At 73.0% G+C, this 21,566-nt stretch carries 19 protein-coding genes; 12 read left to right on the top strand and 7 right to left on the bottom strand.

Annotated features, from left to right (window positions below; all coding sequences use genetic code 11):
* Positions 1-34 precede the first annotated feature (34 nt).
* The 3 genes from ACFWW9_RS34940 to ACFWW9_RS34930 are packed head-to-tail and all read left to right on the top strand — an operon-like array spanning position 35 to position 2,549.
* Positions 35-712, top strand: a complete 678-nt coding sequence (locus ACFWW9_RS34940) for a response regulator (RefSeq protein ID WP_390386505.1) — start codon at positions 35-37, stop codon at positions 710-712.
* Positions 709-2,085 carry an ATP-binding protein gene (locus tag ACFWW9_RS34935; protein ID WP_390386504.1) on the top strand — a complete coding sequence of 459 codons (1,377 nt, stop codon included), beginning with the start codon at positions 709-711 and terminating at the stop codon, positions 2,083-2,085. The genes ACFWW9_RS34940 and ACFWW9_RS34935 overlap by 4 nt, the downstream gene beginning before the upstream one ends.
* Entirely contained in the window at positions 2,082-2,549 is a 468-nt protein-coding gene (locus ACFWW9_RS34930; RefSeq protein WP_390386502.1) for a hypothetical protein, read from the top strand. The genes ACFWW9_RS34935 and ACFWW9_RS34930 overlap by 4 nt, the downstream gene beginning before the upstream one ends.
* A gap of 4 nt (positions 2,550-2,553) precedes the next feature.
* Here the strand turns inward: ACFWW9_RS34930 and ACFWW9_RS34925 are convergent, their stop codons facing one another.
* The gene (locus ACFWW9_RS34925; protein WP_390386500.1) at positions 2,554-2,820 is read right to left on the bottom strand and encodes a UBP-type zinc finger domain-containing protein; all 267 of its coding nucleotides are present in this window, start codon (positions 2,818-2,820) and stop codon (positions 2,554-2,556) included.
* 100 nt (positions 2,821-2,920) lie between these two features.
* On the opposite strand from ACFWW9_RS34925, the gene ACFWW9_RS34920 reads away from it, so the two are divergent.
* The 7 genes from ACFWW9_RS34920 (at position 2,921) to ACFWW9_RS34890 (ending at position 11,840) form a co-directional block, all read left to right on the top strand.
* Positions 2,921-4,618 (top strand): FAD-dependent oxidoreductase, encoded by a 1,698-nt coding sequence (locus ACFWW9_RS34920; protein WP_390386498.1) that lies wholly within the window; start codon positions 2,921-2,923, stop codon positions 4,616-4,618.
* A gap of 78 nt (positions 4,619-4,696) precedes the next feature.
* Positions 4,697-6,148, top strand: coding sequence for an ATP-binding protein (locus tag ACFWW9_RS34915; protein ID WP_390386518.1), 1,452 nt, complete (start codon positions 4,697-4,699; stop codon positions 6,146-6,148).
* 104 nt (positions 6,149-6,252) lie between these two features.
* The gene (locus tag ACFWW9_RS34910) at positions 6,253-7,089 is read left to right on the top strand and encodes an SCO2525 family SAM-dependent methyltransferase (protein ID WP_390386496.1); all 837 of its coding nucleotides are present in this window, start codon (positions 6,253-6,255) and stop codon (positions 7,087-7,089) included.
* 44 nt (positions 7,090-7,133) lie between these two features.
* Entirely contained in the window at positions 7,134-8,996 is a 1,863-nt protein-coding gene (locus ACFWW9_RS34905; RefSeq protein ID WP_390386495.1) for an SCO2524 family protein, read from the top strand.
* Positions 8,996-9,904, top strand: coding sequence for an SCO2523 family variant P-loop protein (locus ACFWW9_RS34900; RefSeq protein ID WP_390386494.1), 909 nt, complete (start codon positions 8,996-8,998; stop codon positions 9,902-9,904). Before ACFWW9_RS34905 ends, ACFWW9_RS34900 begins: the two co-directional genes overlap by 1 nt.
* A complete protein-coding gene (locus ACFWW9_RS34895; RefSeq protein WP_390386493.1) occupies positions 9,901-10,917 on the top strand; it encodes an SCO2522 family protein in 1,017 nt (338 codons plus the stop codon). Before ACFWW9_RS34900 ends, ACFWW9_RS34895 begins: the two co-directional genes overlap by 4 nt.
* Positions 10,911-11,840, top strand: a complete 930-nt coding sequence (locus tag ACFWW9_RS34890; protein WP_390386492.1) for an SCO2521 family protein — start codon at positions 10,911-10,913, stop codon at positions 11,838-11,840. Before ACFWW9_RS34895 ends, ACFWW9_RS34890 begins: the two co-directional genes overlap by 7 nt.
* Here the strand turns inward: ACFWW9_RS34890 and ACFWW9_RS34885 are convergent.
* From ACFWW9_RS34885 to ACFWW9_RS34860, 6 genes are all read right to left on the bottom strand, one after another.
* Positions 11,837-13,030, bottom strand: coding sequence for a GNAT family N-acetyltransferase (locus ACFWW9_RS34885; RefSeq protein ID WP_390386491.1), 1,194 nt, complete (start codon positions 13,028-13,030; stop codon positions 11,837-11,839). The genes ACFWW9_RS34890 and ACFWW9_RS34885 overlap by 4 nt on opposite strands.
* Positions 13,031-13,100: 70 nt before the next feature.
* A complete protein-coding gene (locus tag ACFWW9_RS34880) occupies positions 13,101-13,928 on the bottom strand; it encodes a hypothetical protein (RefSeq protein WP_390386489.1) in 828 nt (275 codons plus the stop codon).
* Between the two features lie 192 nt (positions 13,929-14,120).
* Entirely contained in the window at positions 14,121-15,302 is a 1,182-nt protein-coding gene (locus ACFWW9_RS34875; RefSeq protein WP_390386488.1) for a CHAT domain-containing protein, read from the bottom strand.
* Positions 15,296-17,227 (bottom strand): hypothetical protein, encoded by a 1,932-nt coding sequence (locus tag ACFWW9_RS34870; RefSeq protein WP_390386487.1) that lies wholly within the window; start codon positions 17,225-17,227, stop codon positions 15,296-15,298. The genes ACFWW9_RS34875 and ACFWW9_RS34870 overlap by 7 nt, the downstream gene beginning before the upstream one ends.
* The gene (locus tag ACFWW9_RS34865; RefSeq protein ID WP_390386486.1) at positions 17,224-18,225 is read right to left on the bottom strand and encodes a hypothetical protein; all 1,002 of its coding nucleotides are present in this window, start codon (positions 18,223-18,225) and stop codon (positions 17,224-17,226) included. Before ACFWW9_RS34865 ends, ACFWW9_RS34870 begins: the two co-directional genes overlap by 4 nt.
* Positions 18,222-19,481, bottom strand: coding sequence for a hypothetical protein (locus ACFWW9_RS34860; RefSeq protein WP_390386485.1), 1,260 nt, complete (start codon positions 19,479-19,481; stop codon positions 18,222-18,224). The genes ACFWW9_RS34865 and ACFWW9_RS34860 overlap by 4 nt, the downstream gene beginning before the upstream one ends.
* A gap of 97 nt (positions 19,482-19,578) precedes the next feature.
* Between ACFWW9_RS34860 and ACFWW9_RS34855 the strand changes: the two genes are divergently transcribed.
* Positions 19,579-20,688 (top strand): PA2928 family protein, encoded by a 1,110-nt coding sequence (locus tag ACFWW9_RS34855; RefSeq protein WP_390386484.1) that lies wholly within the window; start codon positions 19,579-19,581, stop codon positions 20,686-20,688.
* Positions 20,689-20,719: 31 nt separating this feature from the next.
* Positions 20,720-21,499, top strand: a complete 780-nt coding sequence (locus tag ACFWW9_RS34850) for a hypothetical protein (protein WP_390386483.1) — start codon at positions 20,720-20,722, stop codon at positions 21,497-21,499.
* Positions 21,500-21,566 lie beyond the last annotated feature (67 nt).

Genomic DNA, 21,566 nt, shown 5'->3' with positions numbered 1-21,566 from the left:
GGATCCGCGCGGGTGCTCGCCCATACTCCTCGGCGTGGCCCGTGTGCTGGTGATCGAAGACGACCGCTCCGTCCGGAACGCGCTGGAGTTCGCGTTGCGCCGCCAGGGGCACCACGTGTCCGCGGCGGCGACCGGCGAGGAGGGGGTGGCGCTGGTGCGGGACGCGGCGCCGGACATCGTCGTGCTCGACCTGATGCTGCCGGGGATCGACGGGTTCGAGGTGTGCAGGCGGGTGCGGGCGATGGGGGACGTGCCCGTCGTCATGCTCACCGCGCGCGGCGACGACTTCGACGTCGTCGGCGGGCTGGAGGCGGGAGCGGACGACTACGTCGTGAAACCCGTGGAGCCCAGGGTGCTCGACGCGCGGCTGCGGGCCGTGCTGCGCCGCACCGAACGCGAGAACACCCGAAGCACCAGCGTTTTCGGCGACCTCGTCATCGACAGGGCCGCGCTGACCGTCCACAAGGGAGGGAAGCAGGTCGGGCTGACGCCGACGGAGTTGCGGCTGCTGCTGGAGCTGTCCGGGTCACCGGGCCAGGTCCTGTCGCGCGAACAGCTGCTGCGGTCGGTGTGGGAGCACGACTACCTCGGCGACTCGCGGCTGGTCGACGCGTGCGTGCAGCGGTTGCGGCTCAAGGTGGAGGACGTGCCGTCCGCCCCGGTGCTCGTCCGGACCGTGCGCGGCTTCGGCTACCGGTTCGACCCGCTGTGAAGCCCATCGCGTTCGGCCTGCGCACCCGGCTGCTGATCGCGTTCGCGCTGGTGTCGGCGTTCACCGGCGCGACGGTGGCCGCCGTGTCCTACCTCCAGGTCCGGGAACTCGTGCTCACCGCGGCGCAGGACAAGATGGTGTCGCAGTTCCGCGCCGACCTCGAACGGGAGGAGGCGTTCGACCACTCGCCGTCGCACGCCGAACTCCTCGTGCTGGCGGACCGGTTCCGCGCGGTGGCGGTGTTCGGCACCGACCACGCGGACGGCAACGGGATCACCTTCCGGGACGTGCCGGAGCGCCTGCGGAGCGAGGTTCGGGCGCGGGACCGGACGCTCGTGCAGCGGGTCGTGGACGACACCGGGCACCCGTACGTGTTCGTGGGGGCGCCGTTGAGCGGAGGCACCGGGACGACCGGCGTGCAGCTGTTCCGGCGGCTGGACCTCGCCGTCCAGCAGGACGCGATCGCCCAGCTGCCGAACTCCGCGCTGCTGATCGTGCTGTTCTCCCTGGTGCCCGCGTTCGTGCTGGCCCTGCTCGCCGCGCGAGGGGTGCTGCGCCCGGTGCGGGCGCTGCGGTCCGGGGTGCGGCGGGTCGCGGACGGGCACCTGGACACCCGGTTGACCGTCAGCGGCGCCGACGAGCTGGCCGACCTGGTCCGCACGTTCAACACGATGGCGGCCGAGCTGGAGAGCACCGTCGCCGAGCTGCGGCGGATGGACGAGCGGTCGCGGCGGTTCGTGGCGGACGTGTCGCACGAGCTGCGCACGCCGCTGACGGCGATGACCGCCGTCAGCGAGGCGCTGGACGACGAGGCGCTGACGGGGGACGCCGCGATGGCGGCGGGCATGGTGAGCACCGAGACGCGCAAGCTGGGGACGCTGGTGGAGGACCTGATCGAGATCTCCCGGTTCGACGCCGGGGTGGCCGCGCTGCGCAGCGAGCCGGTCGACCTGCCTGCCCTCGTGACCGCGACGCTGGCCGCGCGCGGGTGGACGGACCGGGTGGACGTGGACCTGCCCGCCGGGCGGCGGGTCGACCTGGACCGCCGCCGGATCGACGTGGTGGTCGCGAACCTCGTCGGCAACGCGCTCAAGCACGGCGCGGAGCCGGTGACCGTCGCGGTGACCACCTCGGACGATGAGGCGGTCGTGGTGGTCACCGACGCCGGGCCGGGGCTGCCGGACGACGTGTCGCCGTACGTGTTCGAGCGCTTCTACAAGGCCGACTCCGCCCGCGTCCGGTCGGAGGGCAGCGGGCTCGGGCTGGCCATCGCGTGGGAGAACGTCCACCTGCACGGCGGCACCGTGGAGGCGGGCAACGCCCCGGACGGCGGGGCCCGGTTCACCGTGCGGCTGCCGCGGAGCCGGTCGTGATCCGCCGGGCGGTGGCGCTGCTGCTGGTCGCGCCGCTGGTCGCCGCGTGCGGCGTGACGCCGACCGAGCCGTTCCTCTACGGCGACGCGCCCGCCAACCCGGTGGAGGGCGTGCGGCTGGTCTTCCTCTTCGACGAGCGCCCGTTCGTCGTCATGCGGTCGGGCCCGCGCACCCTTCCCGGCGTCCAGCGGCTCGCCCTGCTGTTCGCCGGGCCGAACGACGTCGAACGGGCCGCGGGCGTCGCCACCGCCGTGCCGGAGGGGTACACCGTCGTCTCCCAGGAGACCAAGTCCGACGACTCGGGGACCCAGGTGGTGGTCGTCGACCGCCCCGGCGGCGTCGACCTCTTCCGCTTCGGAGCGCAGGCGGGCGAGCAGATCGCCTGCACGGTCTTCGGCGGCTCGGCCGTGCTGCTGCGCGACACCGACGGCCACGATCGGGGCCCGTTCGGCTGCCACCGCTAGCGCGTCAGACGGTCGTCTGGTCCACGAAGCACCAGCGCCAGGTCTCGCCGGGCTCGAACGACCGGATGACCGGGTGCCCGCTGGCGGCGGCGTGCGCGCTCGCGTGCTTCGCGGGCGAGGAGTCGCAGCAGCCGACCTTGCCGCAGCTCAGGCAGAGGCGCAGGTGGACCCAGCGGCCACCGCTCGCGAGGCAGTCCTCGCAGCCCTCCAGGGTGCTCGGCTCCGGGGCCGGGCCGAGGTCGGCGACGTGCTGGCAGGTGGCTGAGGTCATGGGTGCTCCTCGACTCGGTGATCGTCCGCCGCGAAACCTACGCCTGTCCTCCGCCGGGTGCGCAGGTGACGGCGGCCGTTCGCGCTGCTTGACTAGGGCCATGACTGCACCCGCGCCCGCCGAGACCGCCAGGGTCTCGCGACCCTCGATCCTCACGGTGGACGACGACCCCAGCGTGTCCAGGGCGGTGGCCCGCGACCTGCGCCGCAAGTACGGCGAGGCCTACCGGATCGTGCGCGCCGAGTCCGGCGCGCAGGCACTGGAGGCGCTGCGCGAGATCAAGCTGCGCGGCGAGGAGGTCGCCGCGCTGCTCGCCGACTACCGGATGCCGAACATGAGCGGCATCGAGTTCCTCGAAGAGGCCATGGACCTGTTCCCGCAGGCCCGGCGCGTACTGCTGACCGCGTACGCGGACACCGAGGCCGCGATCCAGGCCATCAACGTGGTCGACCTGGACCACTACCTCCTCAAGCCGTGGGACCCGCCGGAGGAGAAGCTCTACCCGGTGCTGGACGAGCAGCTGCACGCCTGGTCGGTGGCCGACCGGCAGCCCGCGCGGCAGGTCAGGGTGATCGGGCACCGCTGGTCGCCCCGCTCCTACGAGGTGCGCGACTTCCTGGCCCGCAACTCCGTGCCGTTCCGCTGGCACTCGCTCGACGACGGCGACTGCGAGGCCGCGCGCCTGCTCGCCGCGGCCGGGCAGGACGGCTCGCTGCTGCCCGTCGTGGTGACGCCCGAGGGCGAGCCGCTGGTCCAGCCGACGGACGCCGAGCTGGCCGCCCGCGTCGGGTTGAGCACCGAGCCGTCGTCGGACTTCTACGACCTGATCGTCGTCGGCGGCGGCCCGGCGGGGCTGGGCGCCGCCGTGTACGGCGGGTCGGAGGGCCTGCGGACCGTGCTGGTGGAGCGCGTGGCCACGGGCGGCCAGGCGGGCACCAGCAGCCGGATCGAGAACTACTTGGGCTTCCCGGACGGCGTGTCCGGCGAGCAGCTGACCGAGCGGGCCCGCAGGCAGGCGTTGAAGTTCGACGTCGAGATGCTGACCACCCGCGACGTCGTGGCGCTGGAGCAGCGCGGGGCGGCCCGCGTGGTGAAGTTCGACGACGGCACGGAACTGGCCGCGCACACGGTGATCCTGGCGACCGGCGTGTCGTACCGGATGCTCGGCGCGCCCGGCCTGGAGAACTTGTCCGGCCGGGGCGTGTTCTACGGCGCGGCCACGACCGAGGGCCCGAGCTGCGCGGGCCAGGACGTGTACCTGGTCGGCGGCGCGAACTCCGCGGGCCAGGCCGCCATGTACTTCTCCCGGCACGCCCGCCGCGTCGTGCTGGTGATCCGCGGCGACTCGCTGGACCGGTCGATGTCGCGGTACCTGATCGACCAGATCGCCGAGGTGCCGAACATCGAGGTCCGCACCTGCACGGAGGTCGTCGGCGGTACCGGCGACGACCACCTGGAGAGCCTGACCCTGCTGCACGCCCCGTCCGGCGAGAAGACCACCGTGGAGGCGTCCTGGCTGTTCGCCTTCATCGGCGCCGCCCCGCGCACGGAGTGGCTGGAGGGCACGGTGTCGCGCGACGAGCGCGGCTTCCTGCTCGCCGGACCGGACCTGGCCGCCCAGGGCGGCTCGCCGGTCGGCTGGGAGCTGGACCGGTCGCCGTACCACCTGGAGACCAGCGTGCCGGGCGTGTTCGTCGCGGGCGACGTGCGCGCGGAGTCGGTGAAGCGGGTGGCCTCCGCCGTCGGCGAGGGTGCGATGGCCGTCACGCTGGTGCACCGCTACCTGGAGTTCGGGTAAGACCGGGGCACGTCGGGGCGTTGGACAACACAGGCGCGGTCGTGGACCGCACGTCGTAGTGGAGAGGTCGTGATCGCCATGCCGGAGCTGACCGCGGCCGACCTGCGCGAGCTGTTCCTGTTCGAGCACCTGTCGGAGGAGCAGCTGGCATGGCTCGTGGAGCACGGGCAGGTGGAGACGCGCGAGGCCGGCACGCTCGTGCACGCCGAGGGCGACGAGGCCACGTGCTTCTTCGTGCTGCTGGAGGGCACGGTCGCGCTGTGCCGGAACATCGGCGGCCAGCGCGTGGAGGTGAACCGGACCGACCACCGCGGCTCGTACTTCGGCGCGACCCAGGCGTACCTGCGCGGCGAGGTGGCCGCTCCGAGCACCTACACGATGACCGTCGAGTCGATCACCGACACGGTGATGTACCAGCTCGACGCCGACGAGTTCGGGCCCGTCGTGCGCGAGTGGTTCCCGATGGCCATGCACCTGCTGGAGGGCCTGTTCCTCGGGATGCAGAAGAGCCAGCGCGCCACGAACGACCGGGAGCGGCTGCTCGCGCTGGGCTCGTTGTCGGCGGGACTCACGCACGAGCTGAACAACCCGGCCGCCGCGGCGGTCCGGGCGACCGCCGCGCTGCGCGAGCGGGTCGCCGGGATGCGGCACAAGCTGGCGATGCTCGCCAGCGGCAAGATCGACCCGCAGACGCTCCCGGCGCTGGTGAAGCTCCAGGAGGAGGCCGTCGAACGGGTCGCGAAGGCGCCCAAGCTCGGCGCGCTGGAGACCAACGACCGCGAGGACGAGGTCGGCGACTGGCTGGAGGACCACGGCATCCGCGGCGGCTGGGACCTCGCGCCGACGCTGGTCGCGGGCGGCCTGGACGTGGAGTGGCTGGACGAGGCGGCGAGCCTGTGCCCGAGCACGGCGACCGAGGCCGCCGTCCGCTGGCTCGCCTACACCGTCGAGACCGAGACGCTGATGAACGAGATCGAGGACGCCACCACCAGGGTGTCCACGCTCGTCGGCGCCGCCAAGCAGTACTCGCAGCTCGACCGCGCCCCGTTCCAGGTCGTGGACGTGCACGAACTGCTGGACTCCACGCTGGTGATGCTCGGCAGCAAGATCCCCGAGGGCGTGCGGCTGGTCAAGGACTACGACCGCTCGCTGCCGCCGGTGCCCGCGTTCGCGGGCGAGCTCAACCAGGTGTGGACGAACCTGGTCGACAACGCGCTCGGCGCGATGGGCGGCACGGGCACGCTGACCGTGCGCACGTTCCGCTCCGACGACCAGGTCGTCGTCGAGATCGGCGACACCGGCGCGGGCATCCCGGCCGAGGTCAGGAGCCGCATCTTCGAGCCGTTCTTCACCACCAAGGCCGTCGGCGAGGGCACGGGCCTCGGCCTGGACATCTCCTGGCGGATCGTGGTCACCAAGCACCGGGGCGACATCCGCGTCGAGTCGCAGCCGGGCGACACCAGGTTCCAGGTGTGGCTGCCGCTGGAGGTGCCGGAGGCGGTCGCGAGCCCGGTCGAACTGGACGCCTGAGGACCGGCGGGTTCAGCCGTATCGCGGATCGCTTGTGGGCGGCACCTGGTCGATCATGGGGTGAACGACCGTTCACCGCGGTCGATCGCGCACCTGGGGGTTGAGTGGAGAACGGGCGACAACGCAACGCCGACATCCCGTGGTACCAGTTCGACCCGAACGACTACCTGGCCCGCAACTACGCCAGGGTGCGCTCGGAGGACCACCGGGTGGTCGAGCTGGTCCGGGACTTCTTCGGTCGCCAGTTCGCGTCGGGCCGCCCGCCCGCGGGGTTGTGCGGCATCGACGTCGGCACCGGGGCCAACCTGTACCCGGCGCTGTCGATGCTCCCGTTCTGCGAGTCGATCACGCTCTACGAGCACGCCAAGTCGAACCTGGAGTGGCTCGCGGAGCAGGCCGCCGCCGACTGGCCCTCGTGGCCGGACGTGTGGAGCGACTTCTGGTCGGTCCTCGGCGCGGGCAGGCACTACGCCGAACTGGGCGAGGACCCGCGCCGCGCGCTCGCCCGGCGGGTGGAGGTCGTGCCCGGCAGCGTGTTCGCGCTCGACCCGGCGGCGCGGCGGTGGGACATGGGCACCATGTTCTTCGTCGCCGAGTCCATCACGTCCGAACCGGTCGAATTCACCGCCGCCGTGCGCGGATTCCTGGAAGTGCTGAGTCCCGGCGCTCCATTCTGCATAACCTTCATGGAGAATTCGCTCGGGTACGAGGTCGCCGGAATCGAATTCCCGGCCGTCTCCATCGGTCGCGACGACGTGCTGGACTGCTTGGCCGAGCTGGCCGACGACGTCGCCGTGGACCGGGTCGGACCGGGCGCCGAACCGAAGTTGCGCGACGGGTATTCCGGGATGCTTGTGGCCTGTGGCCACACTTCCGGAGGTGAACGCGCGGGCCGCGCGGCTTTCCCCGGACGAACGACCCTGCCATCGGAGCACCGGTGACCGTGCTACCGTTTCGCTCCCCGCCACACACCCTGGGATGACAGATGAGAATTCAGCCGAGACGACAGATTCTCGATATCTGGCGGTCGGTTATCAAATCGTCCTACCGCGATGGCGTGTGGGTGTGGAGCAGCGGTGACCGGCCCAATTCGCTGGCCGACGCGGAACAGCTGATCTGCCTGCTGTACCCGGCGACCGAGGTGCCCGCGCTGGCGTTGGAGCAGCCGGACGTGATGGCCGAGGACGCGGTGAAGGCGCTGGAGAAGTTCGGCGACCCGAGGGTGATCCCGCACCGGCTGGTCGAGGTCATCGAGGACTACGTCGAGCGCCACACGAGCGACGGCGAGCCGGTGTTCGGCGGCGGCGACTACCTGTTCTCCGACGACGGCGAGCCGACCGGGGCTCAGCAGTCGATGGGGCTGGTCGACTCGTACTCGCTGTCGCTCACGCTCTGCCTGTCGGCGCTGGGCTTCCTGAGCGTCTACAAGCCCCAGCCGGGGCGGCGGGCCACCCTGACCGCGCGGATCGAGACCCTCCAGGCGGCGCTGAGCAGGCGGCTCACCGCCGCCCAGATCGGCCTGCTGCGGTCGTTCGTGGTCAAGACCGTCGGCACCGAGGGCGACGACCTCAAGGTCCGCTCGGCGATGCTCGCGATGGTCAACCAGGACGTCGACGTGGACACGGTGGTCGTCGGCAGGCTCCGCGAGCGCCTCCAGCGCGTGCGCACGCTGCTGATGGACGACGTCCGCCTCGGCGTCAGCACGGACAGCGCGCTGCACGAGGAGAGCAGGCTCTTCGAGATCGGCTGGGGCTGGGGCATCGTCCTGGGCGCTCCCGAGGTGGAGCTGGACCTCGCCAAGTCCGCGTTCGAGACCGCGCCGCTGATCGCGTCGGTGAAGGGCGTCGCCGAGGCGCGCCCGTACCTGTACTCCACGGTGCTCGCGCTCGACGGCATCAACGACCTCCGGTCGCAGCGCACCCGTGAGCTGAACCTGCTCGACGACGAGCAGCGGCGGCTCGCCGAGGCCCTGCACACCCGCTGGGACCTGACCCAGCGGTACTGGTCCACCATCGCCCGGTTCGGCAGGGAGTGGCCGCTGGAGGACATCCCGTGGCGCACCTCGGACGGCGAGGAGTCCGACTACTACTCGCTGCTGGTGTCCGCGGTCCTCGTGCAGGACCTGGAGAACCGGACCGCGACGGACGACGACCTCAACCGCGCGGTCGCCGTGTTCGAGGCGCTCGCGCAGCGCGGCCGGATCACCCGCCGCGTCACCAAGGACGACGCCTCGGTGGCGATGCACGTGCCCGGTGTGCGGATGCGGCTGGCGGGCACGAGCGAGCCGCCGCTGTTCTGGCACGCCCGCGACTTCGCGCCGCTGCTGCTCAAGCGCTGCCTCCAGGCGGCGGCGCTGTCGGCGAACCGCAGCGCGCGCGACCGGCTGATGCGGCTCGCCGAGACGACCATGGACCACCTCGACAAGCGGCGCATCCACACCGGCCCGGCGACGGGCCTGTGGGACGACCCGGCCGAGACGCTGTTCCCGGACGAGGACCGGCCCGGCGAGACCGCGCCGTCGTGGTCGATGACCGAGCGCGTGATCGAGGCCCTCATCGCCGGGTCGCGCACCTACCAGGCGCAGCCGCTGCGCAGCCCCGGCATGCGCAGCCGCGCCGAGGAGGCGCTGCACGAGGCCGAGCACCTGCTCAACCAGCTGCTGGTGCAGTCGGACTCCGACGACAGCTCGACCCGCAGCACCCAGCTCGTCGACATCGAGCGCAGGTTGAGCCGGGCGCGCGAGATCATCACCGCCCAGCCCGGCACCGCGAACGCCCTCGCGCTGGCGGCCCTGCTGAGCCTGGACGAGATGAGCGTGGCCAGGGCCAACGCGTCGAGGGGGGTCTAGTGCTGGTCTTCGCATCGTCGGACAAGGGCGGCACCGGCCGGTCCGTCACGAGCTGCAACATCGCGTTCCACCTGGCCCAGCGGTTGGACGTGGCCTACCTGGACTTCGACTTCGGCTCGCCGACCGCGGGCGCGATCTTCGAGATCCCCAAGGCCGAGCGCGGGGTGGACCGCGACGGGCTGCACAGCTACTTCACCGACGACGTGGCGGACCCCCGCAGGCTCGACGTGTGGCGCACGACCTCGCGGCCGGACCTGCGCGGCACGAACGTGCGCGCGGGCCGGTTGGCGTTCTTCCCCGGCGACCGGGGCGGCGCGGAGTTCGCCACGTCGGCGGACCTCGACCAGCGCTGCGTGGAGCTGCTCACCCGGCTCGACAGCGAGTTCGACGTGGTCGTGGTCGACCTCAGCGCGGGCCGCTCGACGGCGTTGACCATGGCGCTCAAGGCCACCGCCCAGTCCACGATGCGCGGCGTCACGGCCCGCTGGCTGGTGTTCCACCGCTGGACCCACCAGCACATCGTCGCGGCGAACGGCCTGGTGTACGGCGACCGGGGCCTGCTCGCGGTCGGCGAGAGCGTCGGGCACGACCCGGACGCGCTGCTGGACGCCATCCGGTTCGTCCGGGTGGCGGTGCCCGACCTGAAGGAGCACAATCCCGGCCAGACCGCCGCCCAGGCGACCTGGTTGCACGCGTGCGACGAGGAGCTGCGCAAGCTCGCGGTCGACCACAAGCTCGGTCGCAGCCGGGTCCTCGGCACGACACCCGTGGAGCCGGTGTTGCAGTGGAGGGAGCAGATCATCGCCGAATCCGACGTCTCGGCGAAGATCGCCAACACCACCACCGTGCAGGCGTTCAAGGAGCTGTCCGCCCGGCTGACCGACGACGCGGTCTGGGAGGGGATGTGACCGGCTTGGACACCCCCGTCTACACCGAGTCGACGACCAGGAACGAGCCGCGCCACGTTGCGCTCTCGCACCTGTCGGTCGAGGTCGGCCACCTATACATGCAGGACTTCGTCGGCGGCGACGACCGCATCCGCGCGCAGTTCCGCAAGGTCGTGCCGTGGCTGAACGCGACCCGAGCGGCCCTCAAGGACGACCTGAACGGCGTCGCGCCCCGGTTGAGCACGTGCTTCCTGATCGACGACTACTTCCGGCCGCACGACACCCGGCCCGCCGACGTCATCACCCGGCTGGTCGCCATCGCGGCGGAGTTCGACATCGAGATCGACTACCTGGCCCGCGAGGCCGGGTGCTTCGAGGCCGACGGGATCCCGCTGGCCGAGCTGACCGCCGCGATGCTGCTGCCGGAGCCACCGGTCGGCACGACCGGGTCGCGGCCGCCCGTGCAGGACATCGGCTGGCTGTGCAACGGCGAGCGCTCGCCGGACAACTCCGGCGGCAGCCAGGCGATGATGCCCGCGACGGAGTGGAAGCCCGCCGTGGAGTTCGGCAGGCGCAACCACTCGATCTTCCTCGACGTGGAGCTGTGGCGGGACTGGACCGAGAAGGTCGACGGCGAGTCCGTGACGCGGCGGCTGTGGTCGTGCCCGTTCCTCGCGTCGGTGTGGCAGCTGCTCCGCCTCGGAGCCCTGCGCTACGAGGGCGAGCCGGTCGCCGAACCCCGTCAGTGGACGGCGGACTGGCCCGCCCAGTGGAGCGACCTGCCCGCCGTGGTCCAGCTGTCCAAGCGCGCCGCCCCGTTCGCCGCGTACCGGACGATGTCCGTGCTGCCGCAGGCCTACCTCGGGATCGAGCACGCGGTCCGGGTCATCCTCAGCCACCTGGACATCGACGAGTCGGTCATCGCGAAGACCGTCGCCCGCGCCGAGCAGGAGGGCGTGCCCGTGCCGGGCGGGCTCAGCACGCGCGTCTCGCACGTCTTCATCGAGGCCCCGGTGGCCGGGTCGCCGTGGTGATCATCGGCGAGATCCGCACCGGCCTGCTGCGCACCTCGCTGCCCCTGCCCGCGCAGGCCGTGGCGGACCTGCTGTCGATGCGGCCGGGCAGGCAGATCACCGCGACCGACCGGCCGATCAACCGGACGGTGTCGCCGGACTCGATCGTCGGCGTGGACTGCACCCTGTCGACCGACCCGCAGGTGAAGGCGCGCGGCATCGGCACGGTCGTGACGCACGCGGTCGTCGTGGGCGGCGCGGTCGTCCAGGCCTCCTCGCGCACTCGGCTGGAGTGGGTCGACTACCGCGAGCGCCGCGAGTGGTCGCACTACACCGCGCGCCGGGGCGTGGTCGACGTCCTCGGCCGCCCGGACCAGGCGAAGGTCATCGGCGGCACGAAACTGCCCGCGCCGCAACGGAAAGCGCTCGACCTGGGCGCGGTGTGCCAGCGGATGCTGAACCTCGTGCAGGGCAGGCCGCAGCTCGACCACAAGATCGCCCTGCGCACCCGCCCGACCCAGCTGCGGTGGAACGCGACGGCCCGCGAGGGCGCGCGGCCCAGGGTGCACCTGCACATCGACACGGACGTCCGCCGCACGGTGGACGTGGTCGTGCCGCCGGAACTGCTGACCGAGGCGATCCGGTTCTGCGAGGACCTGGCCCTGCACGACTGGCTCTACACCTCGCTCGGCCACGTGGTCGAGCAGGCCGAGCGCGACATGGCCGCGGGAGCCGACCCGACGATGCTGCTCGGCGCGGCCCTCACCCTGCTGGTCCGGCTGTGGATGCCCGGCGCGCACGTCCACCAGGCCCTCCGCCCGCTGTGGGCGGACCTGGAGGTCGAGCCGAGCTTCACCGCGTCGTGGCAGCAGAACGTGGCGTGGATCCGCGACCAGGTGTCCATGCGCACGCTCGTGGCGTGGCAGGAAGCCCGGCTCAGCTAGAACCAGTGCAGGCAGTGCGGGGGCCGGTCGGTGCGGAAGAGGGCGTCGGCTTCGGCCGCGGCGGTCGAGCGGTGGGCCCGGACACGGCCTGCCCGGACGAGCGTGCTCGGCGTTGTGCCGCCGAGGTAGACCGAGCCCAGATCGCTCACGTCGAGCGACAGGTCGGGCGCCTGGTCCGTGGGCGCGCAGTCGGCCTTGCCGTCGCGGACGGTCAGCAGGTAGCGGCCGCGTTCGGCGAGGAACGGGTCGTCGACGTCGAGCACCAGGTCGCCGTCGGCGAACCAGCCGCGTGCGGTCAACGCCCGCGGGACGTCCAGCAGCCGCACCCAGAGCCAGTCGGTGTCGTCGCTCACCTCCGCCGCGCGGAAGTCCACGAGCTGCCAGCGCAGCGGGTGGTCGGGCGGGAGGTGCTTGAGCACGATCTTGGAAACGAGGTCGTGGCCGAGCACGAACCTGTTCAGGGCCGTGGTGGCGGCGTCGGTGGTGGCGATGGTCTCGTCGACCGCCAGGGTTCCGGAGTCGATCGAGTAGCTGGCGTACCCGTCCACGACACCGTCGGCGTCCCGGTGGACGGCGATGTACCGCGGCGTGGGGGCGATCGGGGGCTGGCCCGCGCCCAGGGCCCACCAGCGAGCCGGTCGGGACAGCGCGCCGGGGCGGGCGCGGCGGTACCGGTCGTAGACCTCCTCCAGCAGGTCGCCGCACTGGTCGCGCCGGAGCACCTCGATCCGGTCGGTCGACCGCGGGACGGCGAAGACGGCCTGGTGGCGTGCCACGGTCAGCCGGGACTCGTAGGTCGCGGGGCCGTAGCCGAACCGGCGGTAGATCGTGGCCTCGCTGGACAGCAGCACCGAGAGGAACTCGCCGCGGGCCCGGAGGTCGGCGAGCTGGCGCCGCATCAGCGCGGTGAGCACGCCCCGGCGGCGGTGCGTGGGCACGACGCCGACGGCGGACACCCCGGCGGCGGGCACGACGACCTCGCCGGGCAGCGTGAGTTCGAAGGAGTACGCGGTGGCCGTGCCGACGGCCCGCCCGTCCTCCGCCACGGCGAGCAGGCCGCGGTCCATCTCGAACGCCGAGAACCAGGTCCCGCCGTCGTCCCTCGGGGTGTCCCGGAAGCGGCCGAACGCGGTGTGCGCCGTGTCGACGAAGAGGTCGAGGTCCTGCTCGGTCGTGGAACGGATCTCCAACGCTGCCCCTCCGGTGGTGCCGATCGGACCACAGTGGAGCGTCGACCCGCGGTCGGGGTCAAGCGAATAACTACCGGAACCAGCGGCGCACGAGCAGCGCGAAGAACACGTTCAACGACAGCAGCCCGCTGTAGCTCTCCACGACCAGCACGGACTTCACCGTGGCGTCGAGGTTGTCCGTGCCCGCGGGGTTGATGTAGTTGACGGCCGCCAGGTACAGGGTGTGCAGCGTCGTGCTGTCCGACGCCACCGCGAGGACGCCCCAGAACGCCAGCAGTTGCACCAGCACCCACCCGAGCAGCCGGTAGGGGCGGTAGCCGTAGCCGCAGGTCAGGTCCGACACGGTCAGCACGGCCCGCCGCCACCGCGCCCGCTCGTTGCGGTGCCGCGCCTTCGTGCGCAGGTACAGGTTGCGGTCGCGCGACTCGCCGTCGTTGGTCAGCAGGTGGATCTCCGCGGCCCGCTCGAACGCCTCCTCGGCGTGCCGCATCATCTTCTCGGCGACGCAGTCGTGCCCCAACCGCTCCAGGATCTCCGCGAGGTCCTTGTTCTGCGTCATCGTCAACCGCAACGGCCCCTGCGCCTCGACCTCGGCCGCCATCAACGCGACCAGGAGCGTGCGCCGTCGTTCGCTCGGCTCGGTCTCCGGCGGCCGCAGGTACAGCGGCTCGAACACGAGCTGGTGCGACTTGCGGCGCAACCGCGCCGGGTACTCGTCCAGGATCCCGGACACGAACTGCTCGAACTCGTCCAGCAGCACGTCCTCCTGCGGCCGCAGCTCGTTGCGGTTCAACGCCATCTCGACCTCGTCGGCGTACCGCCCCGCCCGCTGCTCCACGATCCGGCACAGCCGCAGCTCGTAGTCGGGCTTCTGGGCCCCGAAGTAGTTCTCCGCCACGACGCCTACCGCGCGCTCGCGGGCAGGACACATTCCGTGGGGGTCATGTCACCCATTCTCCCCGTTATTCCAGGTGATTACCTGGGCCATTCGGGTCATTCACCACCGGTATAACGGCGCTTATACCATTCGATACCGGGGAAGTGCGGGGTATTCGACCGAAACGAATGTCGGGAATTGTGTCGTCCCTGGTCAGGAGCGCGATCGCGGTGCCGGAGCCCAGGCCGTGGTGAAAGCGGCCCAGATCACCGGGGAGTGGGTGGGGTCGCCGGTGAGTTCCCAGTGGTCGGCTTGGGCGCGTTGCCACGCGCACAGCGCGGCCACCGGGTCGGGTGCCTCGTGGGCCTCGTTCACGGCGAGGACGGTCGAGGGGAGGACCGGTGTGGTCGGGAAGTCGGGGACCAGGTGGGTGAGGCCCGCGTCGGTCGGCAGGGTCCAGCGGGTCGAGGTCACGTACTCCGCGCCGCCGTGGACCATCGCCGCGACGAGGCCGGTCGGTTCGGCGAAGCGGGTGTCGCCGCCGCTGTCGCAGGCGACCAGGGCGACGCGGTTCGGGACGCGCCACGGTCTGGGCGCGCCCGGTCGGTGGCCGAGGGCGATGTCGGCGGCCGTGAGCGGGCGGTGGACGCCGAGGAGGGCGGCCCGGCCGGTGGTGTCCTTGCCGCACGAGAGGTGCAGGCGGGAGTCGAGGGCGTGGTCGCCGGTGGTGACGTGGCCGACGTAGAGGAAGCGGTCGGCGTCGGCGAGGGCCTTCTCCAGGTGGTCGCGGTCGACGTCGGCACGCCGGGTGGCGCCGAGGGTGGCCAGCGGGGAACCCGGTCCGAGCACGGAGCCGAGCGCGGAGTGGTCGGCGAACCCCGGCACGACCGGGTCCAGCACGCCGAGGACCGTCCCGTGTGGACGGAACGGGGACACGCGCCTGCCGGTGGCGTTGCGGACGGTCGCCGGGGTGAGCGTGGAGACGTCGGCGTGGTGCACGGTCCGCTCGCCCTCGTCCACCCGCAGCGCCTCCCACGGCACGAGCGCGGTCGACGGCGACGCCTGCACCCGCAGGTGCGGCCGGAGGCCCTGCTCCACCACCGAGGTCAGCTCCACGCCGAGCTGGTGCGGGAACAGCGCCCGCGCGAGCGCGCCGGACAGCTCGGCCTCCCGGTCGCGGTCCAGCAGCGGGCCGTGGGTCAACGCCCGCGCCAACGCCTTGTCCGGGCGTTCACCCGGCAGCGGTGACGGCAGTGCGGCGGCCCAGTCGTCCAACGCCTTCCGCACCAGGTCGCGCGGGATCCGCAGGGCGCGGGGCTGGTCGAGCGCGTGCTCCCAGCGCCACGACACGTACAGGTCGCCGGCGTCGACGAACTTCAGCTGCACGGCTACCACGACGCCACCGCCTCCGCGGAGCGGACGGGGAAGCCGTAGCGGCGTTCGGCCACGTCGATCCAGGAGTCCAGTGTGGACGGTGTGGCCGGGTCGAGCCGGACTCGGGGCGGCAGCAGGAAGTCCGCGGTCAGGTCGGCGCTCACGACGGTGAGGAACGACGCGGCGTAGGGCAGGTGGTCGGCGGGCGGCTCCGGCAGCGTCAGGATCTCGTCGCGCGCGACCGCCTGCGCCGCCTCGGAGTGCAGGGACACCGTCGCCGTCAGGTGGTCGACGTACGCGGCGGCGAGGTCCACGTCGCCGAGCGAGCCGATCGCGGCGAACGCGGCACGGGTCGCGGGCGCGGCGGCCAGGGCGATCCACCGCTCCCGCAACGGGCCGTGGGCGAAGCGGTGCCGCACGGCCTCCGCCGCCAGCGCGGCGGGCAGCGCCAGGTCCAGGGCTCGACGGCACACCTCGACGTCGGCGGTGGTCGCGGACCTCAGCAGCGCGTCGGCCCGCCACCAGGCGATGCCCAGCGCCACGTGCCGCAGCCCGGCCCGCTCGCACACGGCCAGCGCCTCGGCGTACTGCTCGTCGGCCCCGGCGTGGTCGCCCAGCGCCTCCAACGCCCCACCGCGGACCTGGTGCAGGCCGATCAGCTCGACCGGGGTGGCCTGCCCGTCCCACCGCTGTTCCACCTCGTCGAGCAGCCGCAGGCCGTCCGACGGCCTGCCCAGGCCGATCGCCACGGCCGCGCGGCCGTGCAGGCACACGGCGAGGCGGCGGGGGTCGTCGTGCAGCAGCGGCTCGGCCTCGCGGTAGAGCGCCTCCGCGCGGTCGTTGTCCGAGCCCAGGTACGCGAGCCGCGCCAGGCTGAGCACCGACGTGGCCTCGGTGGCGCGGTCGCCCGTCGCGGCGGCCAGGTCGCGGGCCAGGCCGTGGTGCTCGGCACTGCCCGCGAGATCACCGGTCGAGCCCGCGATCTCGGCGAGCGTGGTGTGCAGGCCCGCGACGAGGTGCGGTTCGGCGGCGTAGGCGAGGTCGAGCGCGGCCGTGGCCTCGGCGGACGCCTCGCCGAACCGCCCGCCCGTGGCCAACACCCTGGCGCGAACGGCTCGGAGTGCGATCGTGTCGGCGTGGCGGGCGGCCTCGTCCACGTCGGCCAGCGCCTCGGTGGTCCGCGAGGCGTGCCCGAGGTGCTGGGCGCGCACGAGGAGGGCGTTGACCAGCACGTCCACCGTGTCGGGCCGGTCGCCGAGCGCGTGGGCCAGGTCGATGGCCTCGGTGCTCCACCGCACGGCGTCCGTGAGGCCCGCGAGGTTGCCCGCGATGGCGGCCCGGCACGCCAGCGCCTCGACGTCGTCCGACTCGAGGGTGGCCCGGTAGGCGGCCTCGAAGGCGGCGTGCGCCCCCTGGAGATCGCCTGCTTGGGCCAGCGCCGCGCCCTGGACGTTCAACCCCACGCACGCCTGCCACGGCGGGACCGCGGCCAGGTAGTCGAGGGTGGCGCGGGCATGCTCGGCGAACTCCGGATGTCGTTCGGCCGCAAGGGCTTCGGTCCGCGCCTCCGCCAGCCTGCCCACGGCCACGAGCAGGCCCATCCGCACGGCTCGCAGCATCGCCTCTTCGCGAAGGGGCGCGTCGACGAGACCGCGTGCGGTGTCCTCCCACGCCTCGTCCCACCGACCGAGCGCCAGCAGGGTGTTCGCCCGCGACGCCAGCACCGTGGCCCGCAGCGCGGGGGAGTCGGCCAGGCCCGCGGCCTCGGCCAGCACGTCGAGCGCCTCCTCCGGCTCGACGGCCGCTGCCAGGTTCACCAGCGTGGACGCGCGGTCGGCCGCCGTGGTCGCGGCCCGGTAGGCGGCGCGCAACGCGGTCTCGGCCCCCGCGGTGTCACCGGCCTGGACCAGCCGGACGCCCTCGTTGTTGAGGTCCTTCCACGTCACCGGCGACCCGCCAGCCGCTCGGTGAGCGTGGCGGCGGCCGAGCCGACGCGGGACCGCGCGTGGTCGACGATCGCGGCCCGCCGCGCGGGCGCGTCCGGGTCGGGAGGGGTGGGGTCGGCGAAGCCGGGGGCGTAGACGGTGAGCACGCGCTGGGCGGGCGGCAGCAGGAGCACGGTCGGCGGGACGGCGGTGCTGCCGGTGAGCCTGCCGAGCCCGTCCGAGTCGTCGAGCGGGACGTCCACGGCACCGAACCGCGCCGCCAGCCGAGCACCCTCACGCGGGCCGGGGGAGACCGCGACCTCCAGGAAGGTCGAGCCCTGCCGCCGGACGACGGACCACCGAGCGTCGGCCGCCGCGTCCACGCTTCCCTGCGGCACCAACGCCCAGTCGACCGCATCGGCTCCACTGAGGACGGTCACGCCATCGGTCCGGTCGTCGCCGCCAGCGGCGAGCGCGAACGTCGACCGGCTCGGCACGGCGGCCTCGGCGAGTTCCACGCCGTAGTCCTCGGCCAGCGCCGCCAGCCGCGCGGCGAGGGCGTCCACGGCGGGGTCTGCGGTGAACGGGCCGATCGCGGCGAGCGCCCGCGCGGTGGCGTCCTCGTCGTCCAGCAGGTGTTCGACGTCCCCGGTCGCCACGGCCAGTTCCGCGCGCAGCAGTCCGGTGTCCAACGCCGGGATGCCCGCGGTCGGGGACGCGGGCCACCAGGCCTCGGCCCAGCGCAGGTGGGCGACGACCCGGCCCGCCTCGCGGACCCGCCAGTCGCCCTCGGTGGGCACGGTGACCTCGGTGGCGGCGAGGACGTCGGCGGTCCCGTAGACCTCCCACAGCCAGTCGGCGGCCCGCTCGGGGTCGTGCACGCGGGCGCTCGGCACCGGGTCGTCGGCCAGGACGTCCCACGCCAGCAGTGCGCCCCTCGCCTCCAGCAGCGCGGTCCGCTCGGGGTGCGACGGCCAGTCGCCGATCCGGACCTCCTCGTCGGTGCGCTCGACCCTCATAGCGGACCTCCGGCGGACTGGCGTTCCAGCGCCGACCGCAGCCGGTCGCGCTGGTCGAGGATCACCGAGCGCAGCACGCCGTCGAGCACGTCCCACAGCTCGTCGGCGGTGATGTCGTCGTGGCGCAGTTCGCGGCCGTGCACGCGCACCCACAGCCGCCGCTGGTAGGCCTCGCGGACGCCGTCCACGGCGGCCCGCACGCCCTCCGGCACGGACGACGGCATCCGCAGCGCGCGGTGCACGTACGCCTCCCGGTCCCACCGCAGCCGCAGCCGGGCGGTCGCTCCACCGGCCGGGCCCGAAGGCCCGTCGACCAGCGCGGCCGTGGCCTCCCAGCCCAGCACTAGCACGACCCGGCCGGTCTCCTCGGCGAGCTGCCACGGGCCCGCCGACCGGGAGACCTCCTGCCGGACCAGCGCGGGGACGTCGTCGAGCGAATCGCGGAACGCGCTGGTCACGGCCGCGAACAGCCGTTCGACGATCGACCGGTCGAACGGCTTGGGCAACGACTGCTTCGACGCGCCGAGCCCCACCATCGGACGCGCGGGCAGGTCGAGGTCGGTCAGCCCCCGCTCGCGCGCCACGCCGGGCTGGTCCAGGTCCGCCGCGCCCCGGCTGCCCGCCAGGTCCGCGACGAGCGCGGCGAACCGCGCCCGGTCCGGCTTGGTCGCGCAGGTGGCCAGGAAGTCCGAGGGCCGGACCGGGCCCGGCGCGCGTCGCGGCACGGGCGGGTGCGTCCACGCGAGGTCGAGCAGCCGGGTGAGCTCGGCGTCGTGGCCGGTCACGAAGTCGCGCAGCCCGCCGACCGTGGGCCCGTCCTGCTGGTGCACCTCGGCCAGCACGGCGGCGGCACGGCGGGCGGCGGTGTCCGGGTGCGGCGCGCCGTGGGTGTTGGCCAGCTCGAAGCAGCGCTGGAAGTAGAGGTCCTGCGGGTTGCCGTCGGTGATGCCCGCCCGGCGGCGCTCCTTCTTCAGCACCAGGAACCACGCCGCCGTGGCCGCCAGCACCGGCCCGGCCTCGGTGATCCGGTCGCGCAGCGCGTCCACGTGCTCGATGCCGACCGCGCCCGCCGCGAACCGCGGGTTGAGCACCGGGCGCAGCACCAGCGGGTCGAGGATCAGCTTCACCGTGCGGGCCAGGGGCCGACCCGCCGCGTTGCTCAACGGCGCGACCGCGTCCCCGAGCCCCGACCACGCCTGCGCGATCAGCAGCCCGCGGGGCAGGGCCGCCTCGGCGCGCGTGTGGACGGTGCTCATCGAGACCAGAGTAGTGCCGTTCCTGTGATCGGTAGGCGCGAACCCGAACGCATGCTTTCCCCACACCGACCGAGAGTCCGACGGGGGAGCGACCGACATGTACCAGTCACCGCAGAACTACACGCCGCAGCCGTACGGCCAGGCCGCTCCCTACGAGATGCCGAAGCCCGCTCGCCGCCGTCGCCGCAAGGGCCCGCTCCTGCTGCTGCTCCCGCTGCTGTTCTTCGGCTTCATGTTCTTCGGGTTCTCCTACCTCGTGTCGCCGGAGCCGTCCGTCGAGGTCAAGGCGGGCGTCGGGTTCGCCGCCGTGAACGGCCGCCAGGTCGTGCTGGCGCCGTACGAGCGGCACGGGGCGCGCGGCATGTTCCAGCTGATGGCGAAGGACCTGTTCCAGGTCCGGCTCGCCGCCGCCGACCCGGCGACCGGCGAGGTGCTGTGGGACGTGCAGCTGTCCGACGAGCTGATCTGGGACGCCGACGTGCTCGCGGCCGGTGACCGGTACGCCTACCTCGCCACCGCGTCCGGGCTGATGGTCGTCGACCTGCACGACGGGTCGATCGTCAGCCAGGGCTCGGGCGTCGAAGGCCTCGGCGGCTCGTACGTCGCCTCACCCGCGGCCTACGCCTACGACGCCGCCAACCGGCGGGTGCTGGCGATGAACGCCACCGGCGCGGTGCTCGCCCTGCCGCTGGACGCCACGGCCGCCGTGCCCACCGACCAGGCCACCACCGCCGCGTGGATCGGCACCCTCTCCGGCAGGCCGACCCACAAGTCCGCGACGGCGAACAAGGCGGCGCTCGGCGCCGACGCGACCGTCGAACTCCGGCCGCGACCGGGCGGCGGACCGGGCAGCGTCCTGGTGCGGATCGGGGCCGACGGCACCGAGGCGCAGGTCGGTGACGCCGCGTTCCACGGCGCGACCATCGTGCTCGACGGCGAGTCGGCGGCCGGTGCGGCGTCGGGGCACGTGCTGGTCAAGCACAACCGGTCGGTGAACGACACCGGCGACGAGCTGAGCGCCGTCTCGCTGACGACCGGCGCGGTCACCGGCTCCCTCGCCCTCGACTCGTCACCCGAGCGCGCGGTCACCCGAGCCGACGGCACCACCGTGGTCGCCGCGGGCGGCGTGCTCGCCACCACCGGCGCGGACGGCCGCGTGACCGCGGTCCCGATCGGCGCCACCGACTTCCTCGGCAACCCCTCCTGAGCCTGCTCCACAACGGAAAGAAGGAATCACCATGAAGGCCATCGCCTGGATCGTGCTCGCGGTAGGACTCGTCTGCACCGCCCTGTTCGTCACCACCGGCCTCACCGGCGACGACCAGTTCGCCTGGCTCAACGGCTGGCTCGCGGGCCCGATCATCCTGCTGTTCGTCGCCCCGATGATGTTCTCCCTCGCGGGCAAGCTCGGCGGCGGGTTCGCCGCGCTGACCGGGGGAGTGCCCAAGGCGTTCCTCGGCGCGCCGATCGGCATGGGCACGGTCGTCGGTGTGGCCCGCACCGGCCTGAGCGTCAACGACCAGCCGCAGCTCGACATCCAGCTCGACGTGGACACCCCCGACGGCCGCACGTTCCGCGGCACCGCCCGCCAGATCGTCGACCTGACCGAGATCGGCGCGGTCCAGCCCGGCGCGGTCCTGCCCGTGCGGTACCTGCCGGACGGTCGCGTCGCGCTCGCCACGGACGCCTCGCAGCAGGAACTCCAGTCCGCGCTCGACCACGTGCAACTCGCCAAGGGCCACATCACCCCGAAGCAGCTGCACATCGCCCAGAACGGCCTGGAGTCGCGGGCCGTCGTGCTGGCCATGGCCCCCACCGGCGAGGTCCGGCAGGGCCGCTCGGTCGTCATGCTGACGCTCCGCGTCACCCGGCCCGACCAGACCATGTTCGACGTCACGCAGGAGAAGGCCCTGCCGCCCACCGCGATCCGCCACGTCCAGCCCGGCTCGGTCGTCCGGGTGATGTACCTGCCGCACGACGAGTCCGAGGTCGCGGTGCTGCTCCAACTGGTCCCGTAAGCGTTACCGTGCGGGTGTGCGCTTCCGTTCGCGCAGGGCTCCGGCCGTGGGCGGGTCGCTCCTCGAC

Source organism: Umezawaea sp. NPDC059074, from assembly GCF_042738955.1.
Lineage (GTDB): Bacteria > Actinomycetota > Actinomycetes > Mycobacteriales > Pseudonocardiaceae > Umezawaea.
Note: the sequence above shows the minus strand (reverse complement) of the source record. Positions and strands in the feature narration are given on the sequence as shown.